The following is an 18,549-nucleotide window of genomic DNA, read 5'->3' on the forward strand; positions in this document are numbered from 1 at the left end:
CTTACCGCAAGGGCCGGGCGACCTCGGGTCGCCCGGCCCTTGCCGCCCGGCCTTCGTTGCGTTGGTCAAACCGCTAGGTTCCCGCTCATGGGGACGAACCGAGCGCCGAGGCGCTCCTGTTGGCGATGGCGGCCGCCCTGGCCGACCAGGTGGTACCCGCCACGTCCGGCGGTGCAGCGCATGCAGCCCGGGTAGTGGCCAACCTGTGCCGGATCCTGGCCCGGGAGGTCGTCGACCCCGGCGACGATGTCGCGGTCGACCTGCGGGTACTGCTCGGTGCCGACGGCCCAGAAGACACCGAGCGCTTGGAGGGCGTCGACACCGGCGGGTTGCTCGTTGCGCTCGATGACCGACTGCGTGACGGCGACGCCGGGTTCGCCATGGCGGCGTTGCCGATCGTGCGCCGGGACGTCGAGCGTCGGCTGGCGATCTCCAAGCCCTCGTACCTGGACGACCGGTCGTGAGCGCGCCTCCCGGCTCCGGCCGCTCCGGCGAACCGACCGACCCCGCTGCCGCTGGCGCTGGCGCTGGCGATGACGCCGGCTTGCAGCGCGCAACGGAGCGGGCCCTGGCCGACCTGCTGACCGCGCATGGCTGGCACGATCCGGTGGTGGCCATCACGGGCGCCGCATCCGTGGGCGCCCAGCGATCGACCCTACTGATCGATATCGAGTCGGAGGACGAGATCATCCCGGCGGTGGCCCAGCTGAGCAGCGGCATCATCGCCGCCGTGCCCGCCACCGTCGAGAGCGCAGTGATCGAACTGGCCCGAACATCGGGCGTTCCAGCCCCGCTCGTGCTGGCGGCGACCGATGCCCTAGCGGGTACGGGCCAACCGGCGCAGGTGGTCAGCCGGGAGCCCGGCCTGTCGATCCCCCGCCAGGTGCTGCGCTCGGTCTCCGAGTTGGGCACCGGGGCCGAGCTGGCCGGCGAGTGCGGCACGGCGTTGGCCCACCTGCACGCCGTCGGACGCCGCTGCCGCCCCGGCTGGTCTGGATCGCCTCGATGCTGGTGATCTCTTCGGTGACTACTGCGACGGGCTGGCAGCGACGCTCGACGACCTGCCGCTCCCCCACCCGACGATCCGCCTGGGCGTCGAGTGGCTGCGCCGCAACCCACCGTCGAGACCACAGCGTCAAACGATCGTCCACGCCGACTTCCGCACGGGCAACCTGCTGGTCGACGATGGCCGACTCAGCGCAGTGGTGGACTGGGAATTGGCCCATGTCGGCGACCCGATGGAAGACCTTGCCTACCTGTGCCTGCGCACCTGGCGCTTCGGCAACGACGAACTGCCGGTGGGCGGGTTTGGTCCGCTCGACGCGCTCCGCTGGGCCTACGAGGCCGGTAACGGAACCTGGCGGGAGGACGCCTTCCGCTGGTGGATGGCCGCACGCACCGCCTGGTGGGCGTGCGGACTGGCGGCGCAGGCGGCCGCCTTCACGGCGGGGCTGACCGACTCGATCGTGCTGGCCGCCAGCGGTCGTCGAGTGCCCGAGCTGGAGTACGACCTGCTGAACCTCATCGAGACCGAGACCGGCCCGGAAGGCATCTGATGGACTTCGATCTGCCCACCGAACTCACCGACTACCTGGGCGAACTTGACCGCTTCATCGAGGCAGAGATCGCCCCGCTGGAGGCCGAGAACATCGAGTACTTCGACCACCGGCGCGAGCACGCCCGCACCGACTGGGACAACGGCGGGCTGCCCCGACCGGAGTGGGAGGCGCTGCTCGGGGAGATGATGCGCCGGGCCGATGCGGCAGGACACCTGCGTTACGGCCTTCCAGAGGCGGTCGGCGGCCGGGGCGGATCCAACCTGGACATGGCCGTCATCCGCGAGCACCTGGCCACCAGAGGCCTGGGCCTGCACAACGACCTGCAGAACGAGACTTCGGTCGTCGGCAACTTCCCGTTCGTCCTGATGATGCTGGCCAAGGGAACCGATGCCCAGCGGGCCGAGTTCATCGACGGCGCATTTGACGGCACCCACCTGGTGGCCTTCGGGCTGACCGAGCCGGAGCACGGCAGCGACGCCACCTTTCTCGACACCACGGCGGTGCGCGACGGCGATGAGTGGGTGATCAGCGGCACCAAGCGCTTCAACACCGGCATGCACCGGGCCACCCACGACATGGTTTTTGCCCGCACCGGCGGCGAGGCCGGCGACGCCGACGGCATCACCTGCTTCCTCGTGCCCACCGAGACCCCCGGCGTCGAGATCGGCACCTACTGGTGGACGTTCAACATGCCCACCGATCATCCCGATGTGCACTTCACCGACGTGCGGGTCGGCGACGATGCCGTGTTCGGCGATGTCGGTCGGGGGTTGGAACTGGCCAACATTTTCGTGCACGAGAACCGCATCCGGCAGGCCGCCTCCAGCCTGGGCGCGGCCCAGTACTGCATCGACGAGGCGGCGAAGTACGCCTCGGCCAGGGCTCCGTTCGGCCGCCCGCTGTGGAAGAACCAGGCGATCCAGTTTCCGCTCGCCGAGCTGCAGACCGAGGCGGCCATGCTGCGGGCGCTGATCCGCCAGACCGCCTGGCGCATGGACCGCCACGGGGCGATGGACGTCACCGACGCGGTGTCGATGTGCAACTACCGGGCCAACCGGCTGGTGTGCAACGCCGCCGACCAGGCGATGCAGACCTGTGGGGGCATGGGCTACACGCGGCACATGCCCTTCGAACACATCTACCGGCACCACCGCCGCTACCGGATCACCGAGGGATCCGAGGAGATCCAGATCCGGCGGGTGGCCGGGGTGATGTTCGGCAAGCGGGCCAAGCCGGCGACCGCTGGCTGGCCAGGCCGGGGGGGCGGGGGGGGGGGGGGGGGGGGGGTCGATCAGCCGTTGCCGCTCGATGGAGTGCGTCGTTGCGCTGCAAACGCAGTCAACGGGCCAGCAGTACCTCGTCGAACAGGTCGGCGGTGGGCCCGGCCAGCACCGACCAGTCGAGCTCGTCGCGTCGTTGCAGCGCCGCCGACTGACCGGCCGGGTCGGCGTCTGCGACGCCGTCGAGGCGTCGGGTGCGGCGCGATCGACTCGGCGCCTGGCCCACCGACGATACCTGGCGCCACCCAGATTCGCGGCGCCACAGGTAGCCCCACTCGGAGCGCAGCGTGGGCAACCCAAAGCCCAGCGAGTCGCCGACTGCGCCGGTGGTGAGCATCTCCCTGCTCGTCGAACACCAGTGCCAGCACATCGCAGGCGGCCAGGCGGGTGGCGTACAGGCCGGCATCGACGTTGCGGTAGGGCTCGGCGATGGCGATGCGCCGGTCGTCGGGGAGCACCTCGTCGCCGCGTAGCGACCAGCACACCACCTCGACGTCGTCCCGTCGGCTGGCGGCGACGCCGTCGAGTACCTCCTGCACCAGCTTCTCCTGACGCGGCGCGCCGACGAGGCCGATGCGTAGATCGGTCGGCGCCAGCCCGAGGCGTCGCTCGGCCTCGGCGCGGTCGGGCGGGTCGGTGGCGGCCCAGACCGCGCCGAAGTGCCCGTGGGGGATCACCCGGTGCAGGCAGCGGTCTGAGAAGTCGTAGCGCTCCCTCAGGCGGGCCTCACCCCAGACGCTGTGGTGGATGACGCCGGCCGCCGTGGCGGCCCACGCCCCGTAGACGGCGTCGTAGATCTCGGGCTTCTTCTCGTGCGGCGTCAGGTTGTGGGCGGTCCACACCACCGGCACATCGGCGTCGTCCAGCGCAGCGATGATCGCCCGATGGGCCTCCAGGTCGTCGAAGGCGACCCACTCGGGCCAGTGCAGGTGCACCAGGTCGACGCTGCGAAACCCGGGGTCGTCGACGCCGTCCCAGCCGAACGGCACCCCCCGTTCCACCAGCCGGTCGGCCACGTGGGGATACATGCCGCGGTGGTAGTGGGCTCCAGGTGCGGTCGACCCAACCCGGATGAGTGGGGTGACCCGGGCGGTGTAGGCGACGGTGAGCGCCGGATCGACATCGAGCTGATGCACCCGGGAGAGCTGAGACCACGGGCTGGCCCACTCGGCCACCCCGTCGACCGGCACGACGGTTGCCTGCCCCTCGCCGTCGTCAACCGTCCACTCGACGCGCAGCGGCGCACCGTCCACCTCCGGGATCGCCATCCCAAGCGCCACCGGTGGTCCCTCGAAGTTCAGTTGGTCGTGCAGCACGATCGTGCGTCCGTCGATCGACAGATCCATCGTTCGGGACCCGGCGAGGGGCGGTGCCAGCTCCTCGCCTTCGACGCCCTTGCCCGACTCGACAAATTCGTTCCAACGAGCCGTCACTCCCCCGGCGCGGTGCTCCACCGAGGCCGGCAGCCCGCCGGCGGTGAAGCGCTTCAACCGGTCGATGACGAGCGGCGTCCAGGTGGGCAGGTCGCTGTCGATGGGCACCTCCCACCGCCCGGGCCGATGCAGGGCGGGCAGGTAGTGGCTGCGCGTGGCGCCGACAAACGGGACGACAAAGCTGGCGCCGGGCGAGCGGTGGGCCCACACCCCCGCCGGACGGTGCTCCTCGAATGGAATGATCCGATCGATTGCCGGGTAGGCCTCCGAAGTGGGTGCTTGTGCCAGATCGGGATCGACACGGCGCAGCGCCGCTGCCGACCAGGCCAGCTTGCCCAGCAGGTCGTAGGTGAGCTGCAGGCGGCGCGCCGGACCGCGGTAGGCGTCCTGGGCGCGCCCGCTGTGGGCCCGGGTCAGCCCGTTGCGGTCGAAGCCGTGTTTCAAGGTGAGCATCGCATCGTGGGCTCGGCGCAGCCATACACCGGCTGCTGCGTGCGATCGGTCGGTCAGCGCGAACGCCGCCAGCTCGAGGGTGAGCGCGTCGGACAGGTCGCCGGTTGACCGACCCCAGGGTACCGACGAGCCGTCCGGTCCGCCGACGGCCATCACCAGGTCGAGGGCGCTCGCTATCCCTCGCGTCCACACCTCACCGATCCGGTCGGCCAACGGTTCGGTGAACAGCCAGACGTCCGCTGTATAGATGTCGTAGCGACCGCTGGCATCGTTGGAGTCGTCCAGCGCCCCCAGCGGGTTGGTGCCAAGCACCCCTCGCACACGCTCGATGAGCCCGTCGAGGCGGGTTGTGTCGTCGACCAGGCCGAGGCGCACCCGGCCCAGCTCGCACCGGGCGAGCACGCCGGCGTAGTTGCGCGGCAACACCCCGGCATCAAGCAGCTCCAGCCAGTCGGAGCTGTCGACCGCCAGCGCCACCTGGTGCACCTGATCGTCACCGAGGTTGGCCAGCAGCGGATTGCCCGCAAATGGCCCGTGCGCAAGCAGCATCTCGGCGATACGGTATGAGAAGAATGTGTGTGTCCCGGCGCCGTCGATGTCGGCGAGCAGGCCGGAGATGATCGTGTGGATCGGCGAGTCGGCCACCTCGGTGACGCCCGCCCGCGCCAGGTGGTGCAGCGTGAAGCACAGGTCGGCCCGTACATCGGCGCCCACCTGGTGGCCGGCGAACGTGCCCGGCAGGCGCCAGCTCGCGAGGTGGGAGCGGTTGGCGGCATCGAGCTGTTCGACGCAGAACTCCGCCACCAGGCTCGCCAACTCCCCGGCGTTCGGTCGAGGCGCGATGCCACTGGTATCGGAGCTCATGTCGGTGAGTGGATGGCCAGATGCGTCATTGGCGCAGTCTTGTCGACCGACGGCGCTGAAACCGCCGTGGTTCGAGGCCGAATGGGTGGGAGCTGGACTGGCCCCGCTTCGTCATTCGGTTGGCCTACGTCGGTGTCTCCACCCGCTCGCCGTCGAGGGCGTCGATCAGCCCGTCGGCCGCCCGGCCGCCGATCCGCCCGAAGGCCAACCCGAGCAGTGGGTCTGCGAAGCGCAGCACCCCGTTGAGCGTGAGTTCGGCTTCGTACGTCACGACCGCGCCGGTCCCGTCGGGGTGCACCGTGATCGTGTCGAGCGAGGTCAACGTCGAGCTTTCGGCCCGGGCGACGACCAGTGTGGTCGGCTCGTACCTGGTGGTCTCGTAGCGGAGGGTCATCGTGCCCACCACCGCCTTGACCGACACGTCGAAGACGGACTTCGCCCCGGGGCCCGCTCCCTCCACCTGCTCAACGCCGTCAACACCGGGATCCCAGCGGGCGAAGTTGTTGAGGTCCGCCATGTAGGCGAACGCCTCCGCCGGCGGCATCGGGGTGCGGACGTGGACGACGTAGCGGGCCATGGGCGGGGTGGTACCCGGTTGAGGGCCTTCGGCAAACGTCCCCCGGGTCAGGTCGAGGCGCTGAGGCTCTCCAGACCGGCCACGGCCTCCTCGGCTCGCGAGCGGGGAACGAGCAGGTGGTCGTGGAAGTAGCCGGCCAGCACGTTGCATGCGATGCTGCGCTCGGCGAGGGTCGCCGCTACCGCCACGGTCAGGCCCACCGCTTCGACTGAGCTGTGCACTTGGAGGGTCAGCCAGGCCGCCTCGAAGGCCTGATACCAGCCGCGCTCGGTTGCAAGCTCGACCGTTGTCACCGACGTGATCCCCTCCCCCTCGCTGATGAGGGCCTCGACCCCGGCGCCCAGAGGCACCGGATCATCAAGCGACACCATGGTGTACCGCCCGGGCCTCAGCTCGACGGTGAGTCCGGCCAGCATGGTCTCAAGATCGGTCTCGCCGCTCATCGCGTCGACGCTACCGGGCCGGCCTCGCGTACCAAGGTGGCGACATGGAGGCTCAGGCGGTCACCACCATGTCGGCGGGGACCGTCACCCAGGTTGCGGCGACGACGGCCAGGTTGGTCCCGTCGGGTGCGACCAGGGCGCCCTCGGTGCGCAGCTTGCGCCCGTCGACATCGACGAGCCGGCTGTGGATCTGATGCTCGACGCCGCCGGGGATGCAATCGCGGATCTCGACCGCCAGCGTTCCGGTCAGCGCCGCGCTGCCCTCGCCGACCGCCGCAAAGGCGGGCGCGGCCGTCGGGCAGTCGAGTGCGCCCCAGACCAGCCAGGGCGGTACCTCGTCGGCCTCATCGGGCGTCCAACGCACAGCGAACTCGGCGCTCGCTGCCAGCGGCCCGGCATACAAACCCAAGGCCGTCGTGGTGTTCCTGGCGTTTCCGCAGCTAAAGCACAGCGGGTAGGGGTGGTCGTGGCCGACGCGGAACGTCGAGCGTCCCTCGGCCGCCGCTATCGCCTCATCGTCCGCCGGCGAGAATGGCGCGATATCGAGGGGTTCGCTCAACGGGCTGACCGCGGCGATCGGCCGGTCCCCGTTGGAGATACGAACCGTTCCGCCGCCGGCAGCAGTGGGCACCAGCTCGGTGGCGAGCGGGATCGGGGCGGCGAAGCGCACCGAGGCGGCCAGCGGGTTGACCAGCTCGGCAAATCGCCCGGCGGACACGCCGCCGTGTCCGCAATCGGTCGGACCGTTGAATCTGGGGTCGATCGAGATCATGGGTCGATCTTGGCAGAGGGGAAAAGACGGTGCCCGCCCTCTGGCGGCGAGGCCGCGCCACGCTGAAGGTGCCGGCCATACCCAGCATCGAGTGCTTCTTGCCGGTCGCCGGGTCGATCAGGATGCACTGGTAGGGTGTACTTGCCCGGGCGGCAAACGTCATGGTGCCCCGCCGGTCTCCCCGGGTCGGTGGCGCCAACCTCGCCGATCGCCTCGCCGCCTGGGTCGAGCACCTCAAATTCGTGGGGGCTGCTCGCCGGTGTTGGTCATCTCAAATCGGATGGTCGTGCCGGCGGTGATATCGGTGAGATCGAGGTCCTCGTAGGTGAAGTCGACAGCGTCGAACGTGACCGTCCGATCGGGTTCGGCTTGAGCGGTGCCGCCCTCGCCGGTCACCGTAAAGTCCGACGTGATCCCATCGCCGGTCATGCCCGGCTTGCATTTCACCTGGTAATCACCGGCGACCAGGTCGACGGTGAGTGTGCGGGACGTACCGGTGGTGACGTTCTCCACCTCGCCCATGACGTCGCCGTCGCCGTTGAGGACGTAGAGCTCGGAGACCTTCTCACCGTCGTTGGTGAACTCGAAGCCCACCTTGCCGGCCACGATGATGTCGTTGTCGAGCGTGCAGGCGTCGTCGGTGCCGGTGACCGTCGCTGTGGTGTCGGCCGCTCCGCCCGAGCAGGCGGACAGCAGCGCGCTGGCGGTGATCAGGGCGACGGCAAGGGACCCGGCGGCGCGGAGGACTTCAACATGGGCAACTCCAGGGGGTGTGGGCATGGGTCAGTGCGATGCGGCGGCCGACTGGGGAGTCGGTGCCCCAACCTCGGCCGGGGCGGGCGACGGGACGCCGGTTGCCCGCTCGGGCTGAGGGCTGCGCAGGAACAGGTACATGGTCGGGGCCAGGTAGCCCACGTAGGTGATCACCTCGAGCACGGTCATCTGGGGACCGAGGTTGAAGATGCCCTTGACCAGGGTGCCGTACCAACTGGTCACGTCGTAGCCTTGAAGGTCCCAGGCCAGCGTGTTGAGGCCGGGCACGATGCCCGCCTCCTGCAGGTCGTGCACCCCGTAGGCGAGCACCCCCGCAGCGATCACGATCAACGCGGCACCGGTGAACTTGAAGAACGCCGCCAGGTTCATACGGACCGTGCCGCGATAGATGAAGCGCCGGCGACGACCGCCGTGCCAATGCCGAGCACGGCGCCGATCGCCGGCGCTGCCCCCCGCCCCTTGGGCCTGAAAGGTCGGGTAGAGGAACAGGGCGGTTTCGAGGCCCTCCCGACCGACGGCCAGCGCGCCGCCAGGAACACTCCGGCAGCGCGCCGAGCGGGCGGCTTCCATCTTTCCGTGCAGGTCGCCCTTGATCGTGCGCGAGGCCCGCTTCATCCAGAACACCATCCAGGTGACGAACCCGACCGCCACGATCGACAGGATCCCGCCGAACGCCTCCTGGGCCTCGAAGCTCATCGAGGCCGAGGTGAAATGCAACACCGCTCCAAACCCGAACGACAGGAGGATCGCCATTCCCACGCCGCCCCACAGTGCTGCGATGCGGTGCGCCGCTCGGCACGGACCAGGAAGGTCAACAGGATGCTGACGACCAGAGCTGCCTCGAGGCCCTCTCGCAGTCCGGTGAGGAACGTCTGTAACACCTGCGGCCTCCAACGTGGGTCGTCGTGGAGCCGGGCGGCCATCAAGGATGCGTCCGGCCTGTTGCAAGGGGAGCCTAACAACGATGCCCGGCAGGAATGCAACCACCCGGTCCAATCGTTTCGGAGACGTCGACGTGGGCGGTTCAACACTCGGAACCCGCACCGACACGTTGACCGCCAGCCCGCCCAGCGACGTCTCCCTTGAAGCGGTCCGACATCGACTCGGCGGTGTCGCGCATCGTGTCGATCACCTCGGCGAGGGTCACCCGAGCCGCCGCCGGATCGCCGGCGATCGCCAGGCCGGCGGCGTTGATCGCTTTGACCGCCCCCATCGTGTTGCGTTCGATGCAGGGCACCTGCACCAGGCCGCTTACCGGATCGCACGTCATGCCCAGGTGGTGCTCCATGGCAGTCTCGGCCGCCATGAGCGCCTGGTCGGGGTTGCCGCCCATCGCCTCGGTGAGCGCTGCGGCGCGTCGCCATGGCGCTCGACACTCCACTCGGCCATGCAGCCGCCATCGCCGCCGAAATCGTGGCGCCCTTTTTGAACAACGTACCGACCTCGCCGGCGACCAGCAGGAAGTCGTGAACCACGATCCGGGCGTCGGGGGCCGAACGGTCGTCGACGTCGTCGGCGAGGCACAGGTAATACAGCAGCACGGCCGGGATGACGCCGGCGGCGCCGTTGGTCGGGGCGGTGACGACCCGGCCCAGGTTGGCGTTCTCCTCGTTGGTCGCCATCGCAAACGCGCTGATCCACTGCAGCACCTGGCCGAAGTCGTGGTCGCCGCCCCGGATACGCTCCAGCCAGGCGTCGACCGAGTTCTCGTCGACGAGCGCGCCTTCGGCGAGCGAGTCGTCGTCGATCCGGTCGTCGCTGAGCAGCAGCCGCACCAGCGGCGCCGCTCGGCGCTGAACCCCGAGCCCACCCGGCAGGGTGCCTACGGTGTGGCAGCCGCGGTACACACCCTCGACCATTACCTGCCACAGCGCGTCCAGACCGGCCCGGATTTCGTCGGGGGTGCGCCACGCCAGCTCGTTCGTCCACACCACGTCGGCGATGCGCCCCTCCGTCGCGACGCAGTGGGAGCGCAGGTCGTCGGGTTTCTGGGTTGGGTACCGCAAGGTCGGCTTGTCGGTTCCCTCCTCGCCGAGTTCGTTGTCACCCAGCTCGTCATGTCGGAGTACGAAACCTCCTCCCACCGAGAAGTAGGTCGATTTCAGTGAGCGACCCCCGGCGCTTGCCACGCACGTCATGGCGTTGGCGTGCCCCGGGAGGCACTCGTCGGGGTGGAACACGATGTCGGAGTCCAGGTCGAAGGCGATTGGGACAGAGCGTCCGTCCAAGCTGAGCGACCGTCGATCGCGGAGCGCCGCCACCAGGTTGCCAATGTCGTCGACGTCGACCGTCTCGGGGTCGTGGCCGAGCAGCGCCAACGCAATCGCCTGATCGGTTGCGTGGCCTCGGCCGGTGAGTGCCAAGGAGCCATAGAGGTGCACCTGGATCCGTTCGACTGCGGTGAGCCCACCGTCCGGTCCGAGCGACTGGTCCAGCTCGGCCAACCAGCGCTGGATTGCCCGCCACGGGCCGAGCGTGTGGGAGCTGGACGGCCCGATGCCCACCTTCAACATGTCGAACACGCTGAGCACTTCCATCAGGCCTTAGCCAAAGCACACCCAGACCCGCAACGTTCACCGTCCGTGGTTGCGATCAGGCTGGGCTTTGGTCGCTGTGGGGCCTCCCAACCGGTCGGCTTCCCCGTCGATGCCGCCGCCACAGCACCAGGCCGGCGGCGCCGATCGCCAGCGCAGCGACCGCGGCGACGGCAGTCGCTGCGGGCAGGTTGAGGAGAAAGCGGATCAGGCCGCCGCCGCCACCACCGCAACCACCGCCCGGGGATGATGCCGATGCCGGTGCCGAGGAGAAAGGTGGGCGTGCCCACCCTGGTCACCCCGAGCAGCCAGTCGGCGGGCGGCAGCTGGCCGAACACGAGCCGCAGCCCGACGATCGGCGTCAGCCCGCCCTCGGCCAGCCGCGCGTCGAAGACGTGCATTCTGGGCGGGATGCGGGCCTTCACCCAATCCCGGGCGACCCATCGGGCGAACGCGAAGCCCAGGTAGCTCGACCCCATGTTGCCGATCCACGACAGCGCGATCGCCAGTGGAAACGGCCACACCATGCCCGCCGGCGCCATGTAGACGAAACCCGGCACACCGAAGGGCTGGGTCACCCACATCACCACCACGAAGATGATCGGCCCGACCGCTCCGGTGTCGGTGAGCAGGCCCTGCACGTTGCCGTCCTCGACGATCCAGCTCAGCGCGCCGAGCGCCACGAAGGCGATCGCAACCAGCGCAGAGCGATCAGGGCCGCAATTCTGGAGTTCGTCCGCGTCACCGGAGGTCGAACCTCAACCCTTTTTGGCAATGTAGGGGCGTATCCCTCCGCCATCTCGCGCAGCTGCGGATCCTCGACGAAGCGCGGCTCGAAGGCTTCCCAGGCCGCCTGGCGCTTGGCCGGGAGGTATTCGGTGGGCCAATTGCCTTCGTGGGGTCGGTAGCCCTTCAACACGTTGCGGGCGACCGTGGCCTTGTGCACCTCGTCCACCCCATCGGCGATGCCCATCGTCGGTGCGGTGGCGTACATCGCCTGCAGCGGGGTGAGGTTGGTCGTGCCGAGCGAACCGAGGATGTGCAGCGCGTTGAACGACACCTCGCGCAGCACCTTGGCCATCGTGAACTTCACGGCGGCGATGTCGGTGCGCGCCTCCTGGGTGCTCGTGTTGTCGATCTTCCAGGCGGTCTCCAACACGAGCAGCCGCAGCATTCGAATCGAGGCGTAGCTGTCGGCGATCTTCTCCTGCACCATCTGGTGGTCGCCGATGATCTTGCCGTGTGATTCGCGACTGAGCGCACGCTCGCAATATCATGTCGAAGGCCAGCTTGCACTGGCTGATCGTGCGCATGGCGTGGTGGATCCGTCCGCCGCCCAAGCGGCGCTGGGCCAGCACCTTGGCGCCGTCCTCCGGGTCCGAGCAGGTGATCGGCGGGGATGCGCACGTCGTTGTAGATGATGTGGTTGTGGTTGCGGGGCTCGGGCATGATCTCTCGACGCCGGGGTTTTCCGGGGTACGACGAACATGCCGTTGGTGCTATGACGAACAGCAGGTCGGCCACCCGCCCGGCGCTGGTAAACCACTTCTCGCCGTTGATCACCCACTCGTCGCCGTCCTTCACCGCGTGGGTGGTGAACAGGTTGGGGTCTGACCCGCTCTGGGGCTCGGTCATCGAGTACGCCGACCACAGCTCCTGGTTGAGCATCGGGGTCAGCCAGCGCTCCTTCTGCGCGTCGGTGCCGTAGGCGGCGAGCATCTCGATGTTGCCGGTGTCGGGGGCGCCCGCGCCGAAGATACAGGGCCGAGCCGTAGCGGCCGAGGATCTCGTTCAGCAGGCCCAGCTTGGCTGGCCGAACCCCGGCCCGCCCAGGTCCTCATCGAGGAACAGCGCCCACAGGCCCTGTTCCTTCACCTTGGTCCTGAAGCTCCTTGACCAACGCCTTCAGCTTGGGGTCCCTCGCCCGCACCGCATAGGGAAGACCAACTCGAGCGGTTCCACCTGTTCGCAGCAGAACCGCTCCACCCAGTCGAGCTTTTCCTGAAACTCGGGTTCGGTCGAGAAATCCCAAGCCATGTGCGTGTGCCCCGTGCGTGTTCGTTCCAGTGTTGTCGGGTGATCCTATGGCTGTTCAGCCGGGGAGCTCGGCGGGCAGCAGGTCGTCAACGCATTCGCACCCAGTGCCGGGGCGTCTACTCCTCGGGAGCAGCTTCGCCGTTCACCATCCATGGGGTACCGAAGCGGTCGACCGTCACCCCGAAGCGGGGCGCCCAGAAGGTCTCCCCCATCGCCATCTCGACCTTGCCGCCGTCGGCCAACGCCTCGAAGACCCGCTCGGCCTGGTCGAGATCGGTGGTGGTGAAGTTGACGTACATGTACTGCATGGCGCCGAAGTTGTCGATGTCGAACACGTCCGAGGCCATCAACAGGTGATCGCCAAACTTGAGGGCGGCGTTCATGACCAGGTTGTCAGCGCCCTCGGGAAGCGGTTCGTCGCCGGGCATGTCCGACATGGCCATGATCGACAGCTCGCCACCAAAGATCTCCTGATAGCGGGTGAACGCTTCACGGCAGTTGCCGCCGAAGTTGAGGTAGGGAGTGAAGGACATCGTGTGCTCCTGAGCGTTGGGGTTCTGGCTGGTTACCCATGACGACGGTCTGGGCCGCCCAAACTCATCGGCCGGTTGCGAGAAGGTTCAGGGTCGCAGCAACGTTTTGCCGATGTTGGTGCCTCGAACAGGGCGTTCAGCGCCGGCACCGCCTGGTCCAAGCCCTCGAACACGTGGCTGCGGTACTTCAGCTCCCCCGCGTCGAAGAGCCGTCGCAGCTCGGCGTTGGCCTCGTCGAAGCGGCCCCAGTGGTCGAGAGTGTTGAACCCCTCCATCCGGGCCCGCATCGCCAGCAGTTTCACGTAGTTGGCCGGGCCGGGGTGCTCGCCTGAGACGTAGCTGGAGATCACGCCGCACAGCACCACCCGTGCGTTCATGGCCAGCCGGCCGAGTGCCGCGTCGAGGATGGGCCCGCCGACGTTGTCGAAGTACACGTCGATGCGATCGGGCACTGCTCCTTCAGCGCCGCCCGCAGGTCGGCGGTGCGGTAGTTGATGCAGGCGTCGAATCCGAAGTCGTCGACGACGGCGGTGCACTTCTCGTCGGGCAGCCGCCAGCCCGCCACCCGCCGCCTTGGCCAGCTGACCGGCGATCGACCCGGTGGCGCCGGCCGCTGCGCTGACCAGCACGGTCTCCCCGCTTGAGGCTTGCCGATGTCGTGCATGCCAAGTAGGCGGTCGCCCCGGTCGAGCCGAACACGGCGAGCAACCCGGCACGATCGATGCCGGCGGTACCTTCACTCACCCGGCCCATCACGGTCGTGTACAGATCGTCGCGGGCGATCGAGTAGTCGCTAAGCCGCCGAGGGTGGTGACGACGTCGCCGACCTGGTAGCCCTCGCAGTTGGTGGCGACCACCTCGCCCACCGTGGCGGCACGGACCACTTCGCCCAACTGCATCGGCGGCAGGTAGCCCGGCTGATCGTCAGGCAGGGGCGCACCGCCGCATCGATCCCCACCAGGCTGGTCCGTACCAGCGCCTCGCCGTCGCCCAACGCTGGTACGTCGGTCTCGACGAGCTCGACGTTCTCATCGGCGACCAGCCCTGAGGGGCGGCTGCGCAACACAACCTGGCGGTTCGTCTCGTTCATCGCGGCGAGTGTACGTGCCGACGTCGACCGATTCTCGGGAGAATTACGCCAGGCTGAAGAGCACTGCCTCGGCGCAGCGCCGACCGGAGTACAGCGCCCCCTGGCAGGCGGCGAGATCAGTGCCGATCCGGCCGGGCCGTACTCGGGGCGACGTTGGTCATCACGGCGATGTTGAGGCGGGGCCGCGTCCGGTTCCGTCCACGACGATGTAGCGGTCCGGGATCGGCGGCGCTGCGGCGCCGAACCACACGCACGATGCCGACTTCGACCCGACCGTGGGCAGGCTGAGCAGCGCCGCCGCGCCAGGACCCTGCGGCGGCGACGATCACGATCGGCTGCCAGTGCACGGCCATCGACGAGCACCACCTCGCCGGCTCGCACCGTCCCCACTTTGGCGTCAAGGTGGACCGTCCCAGCGGGAGACCGCTCGCCATCTGGTTCGGGATGGCCTGCATCCCACCGGCGGGCACCGCAGCCGCTCCGGCGAACAGGCTCTTCAACACCACGTCGAACATGCGTCGGCTGGTCTGAAGCGCCGGATCGAGCTGGATGCCGCCGACGAACGGCCGAAAGAACCCGTCGATCATTCGTTGACTGAAGCCCTCGCCACGCAGCGCTTCGAGTGTGGACACATCGTTCTGGCGCAACAGGTCCGACCCCGATCTTCGTCCCAGGCGGACCCGCTGGCGCAGCAGCCTGGCCTTGTCGGCGATCGTGCCGATCGGGGCGAGGCCGGTTTTCACCAGAGTGCGGGGCCGACGAATCGGATCACCGACCAGGTGCATCGCGGTGCCGTTCCACACCAGCGCGCCCGGCTCGAAGCGGCGCAACTCGAGGGCGTCGACATCGAACTGCCTCTCCAGCTCCGGATAGGCGGTCAGCAGCACCTGGAAGCCGCGGTCGAGCCGAAACCCGTCGACCAGGTCGGTGCGCACCCGTCCCCCGACGCCATCGGATGCCTCGAGCACGACGACATCCCGGCCGGCCTGGGTGAGCTGGCGCGCCGCTGCCAGCCCGGCGAGACCTGCGCCGACGATGGCGACCTCGGTCCGTTCGGGCAGCTGATGAGCGGATTCCGCGCCGCCAATCCTGCGCCGGGTGACTGCCACGGACGCACCGTCGCTGCCCGAACGGTCGGTCGGTGACAACGGATCGTCGTGGGCACAGAAAGCCAAGGCGCTGCCGGCTGCTTCGAGTACTTTTCACGAAGGTCGGGCAGGCGGGACAACCCTCCCGTCCCACGCCAGACCGGAACCCCAAACCGAGGTGGCCCAGCCATGATCCAAGCTATTGGTGACCTACTCCCGTCGGCGTTGGGCGTGGCGCTCAGCCAGTCCCGATCATCGCCGTCATCCTCATGCTGGGGCACCCCAAGGCCCGCAGCACCGGCTCGTGTTCGCCATCGGCTGGATCGCCGGGCTGGTGATCGCTCTCCCGGCCATCGTCCTGGCCCTGACGTCCGGAGCATCGGATCGGACAGCGCCACATCAACCGGCGTGAACTGGTTCCAGGTGGTGATGGGGGTGCTCTTCCTGCTTCTCGCCCTGAAGCAGTGGCGCTCGCGTCCTCAGCCCGGCGAGGAAGCGGAGTTGCCCAAGTGGATGGCGACCATCGACACCTTCACGCCAGGCAAGTCGCTCGGGCTCGGCGCGCTGCTCTCCGGGGTGAACCCGAAGAACCTGGCCCTCACCGCCGCAGCGGCCGCCAGCGTCGCTCAGGCCGGGCTGAGCGATGCCGACAGCGCCATCACGATGGCGGTGTTCGTCGTCATCGGTTCGCTGACGGTCGCCGGACCGGTGCTGTTCTACCTGGTCGCGAGCGAACGTGCCGCCGGCCCGCTCGGCTCGATCAAGGACTTCATGTCTGCACACAACTCGGCGATCATGATGATCCTGCTGCTCGTGCTGGGAGCAAAACTGCTCGGGCAGGGCGTGGGGGCGTTGGGGGGGTAGCGCTGGTCGGCGCATCGCCGCTTCGTTCGACAAGTTCGAGCGGTACGTTGGGTCGATGAGGCGGCTGTGGACCCACCGCGACATCGACGCCCCGGCGCCGCTGGTGTGGCAGCTGTTGTGCGACTTGGAGCGGTGGCCGGACTGCGGGGCCATCGGTGCGCAGCGCCACCCTCGACGGCAAGGCGCTCATTGGTGCGACCGGCAGGGTCACCACCGCAGTCGGGGGTCGACCTGAGCTTCACGATCACCGAGTTCGAGGCCAACACCGCCTGGGCGTGGAAGGTTGCCGGGCTCCCCGCTACCGCACACTCGGTGGAGTCGCTCGGTGCCGACCGGTGCCGGGCGAGGTTCGGGGTCCCGCTTGCGGTGGCGCCGTACCTGGCGATCTGCGCGCTGGCGCTGCGCCGCATCAACGAACTGGCGACCGTCGACCCGTCGGCTCCTGAGCGGGGTCAAACCGCCGGGCCGGACACCTTGGAGAACCAGGCCACCTGAACGTCGACGGCGGGCGAGTACATGGCATGGGGGCTGCCCTCGGGCCTGGGCAGCCCGGCGGCCTCGACGACCGTTTGGTCGATGTCGACTTCGTCGACACGGTGGAGGGGCCAGCGCTGGTGGTCCACCCGGCCGTAGAGCAGTTGGCGTCGCCGACGGGTGAGCAGAGCCCAACGAGCGGACAGAAGTGCTCCAGGTCGCCGACCTCGTCGTCACCGAGGCGGGTGCCGACGAAAGGCCAGGTCGGCCTCGGCTTCGAGCCTCGGGGCCAGCGCCTCCTCATCGTGTAGCGCTGGCGGTCGGCGTCACGCTCGTGCGCGCGTCTTCGCCCAGCAGTACGGCAACGCGAAGGCTGCGCGCCACTGCGACGATCGGCGAACGGGGCACGTCAAGCGAGAAGAACCACACGCCTCGGCGGCCGAGCGCATCGGTCACGTAGGTGCGGACGTTGATCTCGGTGAAGTCCCCAACCAGGGGATGGGGGCGTGGGACCCAGACGCACCCGGCGCATCTCGAAGGGGATCAGCCCCACAGGCTCGTCCGTCGAAGGTATCGACGGTGATGTCGGGCGGGAGCAGCCGCTGGACCACCTCGGGCTCGTAGGCCCAATGGAAGTAGGCCAGCTCGGCCCACTGCTGACGCATGATCGTTCGGCCGGTCCAGGGGAGGATCGGCGATGACGGGCTCGGGGTGGGCGCTCGGCGATCGTCCCAGGGGGTGCCGCAGTGCGGCGGTGCTGCCTGGTCGAGGCCGTCAGCCGCGACCCGTTCGGCATGGATCCGCGATGGGCGATGGCCTTGTCCGTCGCGTCGAAAAGGTGCTTCTCGTGGGCAAGGCGGTCGATCGCCCCTACCTCTTGCAGGATCCGAAGATGCTCCGGGCGTGGGCCCTTCAACAGCACGGTGACGTTGCGTCGCTCGAGCTCGTCGATGATCTCGCCCAAGGCCTGCGCCCCGCCGTGGGGTCGAGCATCTGCAAAGCTCCGGGAGGCGCAGGATTCGTTTTCACCCGCACCTCGTCGATCGAGGCCAGCTTCTACCGAGGAAGCGTTGCAAATGCACCGAAGAACAGCGCCTCGTCCAGGCGATAGACACGATGTGTTCGGCCCGGAGCGTCGAGGCGGTGTCAGCGTCGAGCAGCGGGCAACGGCTCGGCGACGGGCACCGACGTGCGTTGCGGGCTGACGCAGCGCCAACACCGCCGCCGCCGCCATTCCCACCTGCACGGCCAGGGATCAGATCGAACCCGACGGTCACCACCGCCGTCACCAGCCAGGATACTCCATCAGACCTGGTCACCCGTGCGACCGTGGTTAACGTTTCCTACGTCGACCATGCGCACCGTTGTCACGATCAGCACCCCGCAAGGGCTGCCAGCGGGATGTCCGCCACCAGTCCAGACCTGACGAATGACGACCGCGATCAGCACCAGCGAGTGGACGATCGAAGCCACCCGGGTGTGGGCACCAGCCTTGACGTTCACCGCGGTCTCGGGCGCGATCGCCCCGGTGGGCTTCGCAACTCCCGCCGAACAGCGGCATCGATCATGTTGGCCAGGCCCCGGCCGATCAGCTCGGTTGGGATCGTGTCGCCCCACCTCGGCCATCCCGTCGGCGACCTTGGCCGACAGCAGGCTCTCCAGCGCAGCCAGAGCCGCCACCGCCAGCACCGCACCGAACAGGTCGGAGACGACTCCGGCGTCGAATGCCGGCAACGAGGGGGTGGGCAGCGACGACGGCAACGCCCCTGATCAC

At 68.7% G+C, this 18,549-nt stretch carries 16 protein-coding genes and 7 pseudogenes; 7 read left to right on the forward strand and 16 right to left on the reverse strand.

Features of this window, described 5'->3' with window-relative positions:
• The first annotated feature begins 125 nt into the window (after nucleotides 1-125).
• The 4 genes and pseudogenes from IPN02_16320 (at nucleotide 126) to IPN02_16335 (ending at nucleotide 2,785) form a co-directional block, all read left to right on the forward strand.
• Nucleotides 126-464 (forward strand): hypothetical protein, encoded by a 339-nt coding sequence (locus IPN02_16320; GenBank protein MBK9298370.1) that lies wholly within the window; start codon nucleotides 126-128, stop codon nucleotides 462-464.
• On the forward strand, nucleotides 461-1,015 hold the full coding sequence (locus IPN02_16325; protein ID MBK9298371.1) for a hypothetical protein: 555 nt from the start codon (nucleotides 461-463) through the stop codon (nucleotides 1,013-1,015). The genes IPN02_16320 and IPN02_16325 overlap by 4 nt, the downstream gene beginning before the upstream one ends.
• Nucleotides 993-1,556: a phosphotransferase gene (locus IPN02_16330; protein ID MBK9298372.1), complete on the forward strand. Its 564-nt coding sequence runs from the start codon at nucleotides 993-995 to the stop codon at nucleotides 1,554-1,556. Before IPN02_16325 ends, IPN02_16330 begins: the two co-directional genes overlap by 23 nt.
• A pseudogene (locus tag IPN02_16335) lies at nucleotides 1,556-2,785 on the forward strand (acyl-CoA dehydrogenase family protein). The gene IPN02_16330 and the pseudogene IPN02_16335 overlap by 1 nt, the downstream one beginning before the upstream one ends.
• A 65-nt stretch (nucleotides 2,786-2,850) precedes the next feature.
• Here the strand turns inward: IPN02_16335 and IPN02_16340 are convergent.
• From IPN02_16340 to IPN02_16395, 12 genes and pseudogenes are all read right to left on the reverse strand, one after another.
• On the reverse strand, nucleotides 2,851-5,589 hold the full coding sequence (locus tag IPN02_16340; GenBank protein ID MBK9298373.1) for a hypothetical protein: 2,739 nt from the start codon (nucleotides 5,587-5,589) through the stop codon (nucleotides 2,851-2,853).
• Between the two features lie 124 nt (nucleotides 5,590-5,713).
• Nucleotides 5,714-6,166, reverse strand: a complete 453-nt coding sequence (locus tag IPN02_16345; protein ID MBK9298374.1) for an SRPBCC family protein — start codon at nucleotides 6,164-6,166, stop codon at nucleotides 5,714-5,716.
• 47 nt (nucleotides 6,167-6,213) lie between these two features.
• Nucleotides 6,214-6,609: an ACT domain-containing protein gene (locus IPN02_16350; GenBank protein ID MBK9298375.1), complete on the reverse strand. Its 396-nt coding sequence runs from the start codon at nucleotides 6,607-6,609 to the stop codon at nucleotides 6,214-6,216.
• A gap of 52 nt (nucleotides 6,610-6,661) precedes the next feature.
• Complete coding sequence (locus IPN02_16355) at nucleotides 6,662-7,381, reverse strand: hypothetical protein (GenBank protein MBK9298376.1); 720 nt, start codon at nucleotides 7,379-7,381, stop codon at nucleotides 6,662-6,664.
• Nucleotides 7,382-7,615: 234 nt separating this feature from the next.
• On the reverse strand, nucleotides 7,616-8,161 hold the full coding sequence (locus tag IPN02_16360) for a cupredoxin domain-containing protein (protein MBK9298377.1): 546 nt from the start codon (nucleotides 8,159-8,161) through the stop codon (nucleotides 7,616-7,618).
• 3 nt (nucleotides 8,162-8,164) lie between these two features.
• Nucleotides 8,165-9,036 (reverse strand): annotated as a pseudogene (locus tag IPN02_16365) (FTR1 family protein).
• A gap of 143 nt (nucleotides 9,037-9,179) precedes the next feature.
• Nucleotides 9,180-10,692 (reverse strand): annotated as a pseudogene (locus IPN02_16370) (L-serine ammonia-lyase, iron-sulfur-dependent, subunit alpha).
• Nucleotides 10,693-10,747: 55 nt separating this feature from the next.
• Nucleotides 10,748-11,273: pseudogene (locus IPN02_16375) on the reverse strand (VTT domain-containing protein).
• 80 nt (nucleotides 11,274-11,353) lie between these two features.
• Nucleotides 11,354-12,726, reverse strand: a pseudogene (locus tag IPN02_16380) (acyl-CoA dehydrogenase family protein).
• 116 nt (nucleotides 12,727-12,842) lie between these two features.
• Nucleotides 12,843-13,259 carry a VOC family protein gene (locus tag IPN02_16385; GenBank protein ID MBK9298378.1) on the reverse strand — a complete coding sequence of 139 codons (417 nt, stop codon included), beginning with the start codon at nucleotides 13,257-13,259 and terminating at the stop codon, nucleotides 12,843-12,845.
• 87 nt (nucleotides 13,260-13,346) lie between these two features.
• Nucleotides 13,347-14,349: pseudogene (locus IPN02_16390) on the reverse strand (NADP-dependent oxidoreductase).
• A 116-nt stretch (nucleotides 14,350-14,465) separates the two neighbouring features.
• A complete protein-coding gene (locus IPN02_16395; protein ID MBK9298379.1) occupies nucleotides 14,466-15,458 on the reverse strand; it encodes an FAD-dependent oxidoreductase in 993 nt (330 codons plus the stop codon).
• Nucleotides 15,459-15,845: 387 nt separating this feature from the next.
• On the opposite strand from IPN02_16395, the gene IPN02_16400 reads away from it, so the two are divergent.
• Nucleotides 15,846-16,301, forward strand: coding sequence for a GAP family protein (locus tag IPN02_16400; protein ID MBK9298380.1), 456 nt, complete (start codon nucleotides 15,846-15,848; stop codon nucleotides 16,299-16,301).
• Between the two features lie 192 nt (nucleotides 16,302-16,493).
• On the forward strand, nucleotides 16,494-16,796 hold the full coding sequence (locus tag IPN02_16405) for a hypothetical protein (GenBank protein ID MBK9298381.1): 303 nt from the start codon (nucleotides 16,494-16,496) through the stop codon (nucleotides 16,794-16,796).
• Here the strand turns inward: IPN02_16405 and IPN02_16410 are convergent.
• From IPN02_16410 to IPN02_16420, 3 genes are all read right to left on the reverse strand, one after another.
• Nucleotides 16,754-16,981, reverse strand: coding sequence for a DUF2071 domain-containing protein (locus IPN02_16410; GenBank protein ID MBK9298382.1), 228 nt, complete (start codon nucleotides 16,979-16,981; stop codon nucleotides 16,754-16,756). The genes IPN02_16405 and IPN02_16410 overlap by 43 nt on opposite strands.
• Before the next feature lie 94 nt (nucleotides 16,982-17,075).
• On the reverse strand, nucleotides 17,076-17,270 hold the full coding sequence (locus IPN02_16415; protein MBK9298383.1) for a DUF2071 domain-containing protein: 195 nt from the start codon (nucleotides 17,268-17,270) through the stop codon (nucleotides 17,076-17,078).
• On the reverse strand, nucleotides 17,228-17,440 hold the full coding sequence (locus tag IPN02_16420; protein MBK9298384.1) for a DUF2071 domain-containing protein: 213 nt from the start codon (nucleotides 17,438-17,440) through the stop codon (nucleotides 17,228-17,230). Before IPN02_16420 ends, IPN02_16415 begins: the two co-directional genes overlap by 43 nt.
• A gap of 140 nt (nucleotides 17,441-17,580) precedes the next feature.
• On the opposite strand from IPN02_16420, the gene IPN02_16425 reads away from it, so the two are divergent.
• Nucleotides 17,581-17,886, forward strand: a complete 306-nt coding sequence (locus IPN02_16425) for a hypothetical protein (GenBank protein ID MBK9298385.1) — start codon at nucleotides 17,581-17,583, stop codon at nucleotides 17,884-17,886.
• A gap of 194 nt (nucleotides 17,887-18,080) precedes the next feature.
• Here the strand turns inward: IPN02_16425 and IPN02_16430 are convergent.
• Nucleotides 18,081-18,542: pseudogene (locus tag IPN02_16430) on the reverse strand (sodium-independent anion transporter).
• Nucleotides 18,543-18,549: the final 7 nt, after the last annotated feature.

The organism is Candidatus Microthrix subdominans (assembly GCA_016719385.1).
In the GTDB taxonomy this organism is placed as follows: Bacteria; Actinomycetota; Acidimicrobiia; order Acidimicrobiales; family Microtrichaceae; genus Microthrix; species Microthrix subdominans.